The organism is Methylobacterium goesingense, from assembly GCF_022179225.1.
GTDB classification, from domain to species: domain Bacteria; phylum Pseudomonadota; class Alphaproteobacteria; order Rhizobiales; family Beijerinckiaceae; genus Methylobacterium; species Methylobacterium goesingense.
The window spans coordinates 1-1826 of sequence record NZ_BPQL01000247.1; the positions used below are offsets into that span (position 1 = coordinate 1).

The 1826-nt window shown below is 66.2% G+C and carries 4 protein-coding genes; 3 read left to right on the forward strand and 1 reads right to left on the reverse strand.

Annotated features, from left to right (window positions below):
- Positions 1–199: 199 nt before the first annotated feature.
- Together MFF30_RS25640 and MFF30_RS25645 are read left to right on the forward strand one after the other, a co-directional pair.
- Positions 200–403 carry a hypothetical protein gene (locus MFF30_RS25640; RefSeq protein WP_238283074.1) on the forward strand — a complete coding sequence of 68 codons (204 nt, stop codon included), beginning with the start codon at positions 200–202 and terminating at the stop codon, positions 401–403.
- Positions 404–688: 285 nt separating this feature from the next.
- A complete protein-coding gene (locus MFF30_RS25645; RefSeq protein WP_238283076.1) occupies positions 689–940 on the forward strand; it encodes a pilus assembly protein PilZ in 252 nt (83 codons plus the stop codon).
- Positions 941–970: 30 nt separating this feature from the next.
- On the opposite strand, the gene MFF30_RS25650 is transcribed toward MFF30_RS25645, so the two are convergent.
- A complete protein-coding gene (locus MFF30_RS25650) occupies positions 971–1120 on the reverse strand; it encodes a hypothetical protein (protein WP_238283078.1) in 150 nt (49 codons plus the stop codon).
- A gap of 258 nt (positions 1121–1378) precedes the next feature.
- Here MFF30_RS25650 and MFF30_RS25655 point away from each other — a divergent pair, with 258 nt between their 5' ends.
- On the forward strand, positions 1379–1783 hold the full coding sequence (locus MFF30_RS25655) for a flagellar basal body rod C-terminal domain-containing protein (RefSeq protein ID WP_238283080.1): 405 nt from the start codon (positions 1379–1381) through the stop codon (positions 1781–1783).
- The last annotated feature ends 43 nt before the right edge of the window (positions 1784–1826 follow it).

Consider the following 1826-nt stretch of genomic DNA (forward strand, 5'->3'; position numbering starts at 1 on the left):
CGAGGGGATCGCGGCGATCGGCACCAGCCTGCCGGCAGCGACCCAGGTCGATCTCTCCACGACCGCCGTGCAGATGCTCCAAGACAAGGCGGCCATCGACATGAACACCGCCAGCCTGAAATCCACGTTCGAATCCGAGCGCCGCGTGCTCGACATCCTGGCCTGATTGCGCAGGCTCCCCGACCCAGGAGCACGGACCATGACCCTGACCGTTTCCCTGAACCGGGTCGGACTCGTGCGGGCCACCGAAATTCTGCACCAGGCGCGCAACGATGCGGCGCGGCGCCACCAGACCGAACTGCAGACCGTTACCGTCGCCCTCGACCGGCCGTCCGAACCAGCCCCTACAGCCAGTGCGGCGCCACCCCCGGGGCAGGACCGCGTGGTCGATCTGCAAGTCTAGAGCCTCGTCTTGGAGTGTCGTGGCCGGCATTCGGGGCGATGAAATCGGAAACCGCTGCCGCGCGCCTCGTGCCGGATCTGATAACCGGCCTATCCTCGAAGCCGGGTGGCGATGCCGAGCCGGTATCGCGAAGGTTTCGCTTCGGCGGCATGCGGGCGGACGCAAGTGCCGCCCTGTGCCGATGCGCCGGGCTTCGGTGGACGATCGCTTTTTCGCCGTCTTCGGCAGCGGAACGTTAAGGTCGTTCGCGTCGAATGCTCCGATCGATTGATCGAGGAGGGAGCCGTGGAGGAAAATCGACGGGGGGCCCGGCGCGCGGACGCCTTCCGGATCGGATCGCTCGTGGCCGAGGCCGGGGCCGTCCCGATCGATTGCCTGGTCTGGGACCAATCCGAGACGGGGGCCCAGATCGAGGTCGAGGCCGACCAGACGGTGCCGGACGCGTTCACGCTGACAGTGACCGCCTATGTCCGACCCCGCAGCTGCAAGGTGGTGTGGCGGCGTGGCCGCAAGCTCGGCATCATCTTCACCGCTTGAGCGGCCGGGAGACGGGCCTGCGCGTGTGCCTCAAGACCACACCCGCAGGATGATCAGCAGCCCGACCGGAACCACGAACATCAGGCCGATGGCCCATTGAATGTCGTTCCGTGCGCGCTTGATCTCACCATCCAGTGCGTCGATGCGGGCCTCGAGGGCGCGAAACCTCGCCTCGTCCATTCCATGCTCCCTCGGTTCGGTTGGCGCCGCGACGGGGTCGTGTCCCCGGCGGTGGTGTCGCCGACGGGCTGTCATCGGCGATTGCCGGGTCGGATAGCGAGAACCGGCCCGGTTCGCGAGTCCGCTCCTTCGCCATTCGCAATCGGTCCAATGTGCCGTGGTTAACTGCCCATTAACCCTGATCGCTAACATTTCCTTCACGGTTTTGCGGACCGAAACGGCGTCGTTGGCCCGCTCGCTGGATCAAGGAGAGGGCAGATGGCCGGGAGCGAAAGCGTCTCTGGATCCGCGATCGCGGCGCAGGGATTGCGGGTGCAGCATGGCCGATTGCGCGTCATGAGCGAAAACCTCGCCAATGCGCAGAGCACCGCCACGACGCCCGGCGGCGATCCCTACCAGCGCAAGATCGCCGTGTTCGCACCGGTCGCGGGCAATGCCGAGCCGATTGGCCGTGTCGTGCGCGACACCAGCCCCTTCCGGGTGATCCAGAGCCCCGGCCACCCCGCCGCAGACGCACTGGGTAATCTCAAGCTGCCCAACGTCGATACCGCGCAAGAGGAAGCCGGGATGCGTGCGGCCATGGGGACCTACGAGTCCAATATGAAAGTGATCGCAACGCTCGGCGAACTCGACAGGCGAACGATCGACCTGCTGAAGGTCTGAGAATCGTCATTCGCGCGAGACACTCACTTCTCCGGCCCCGCGC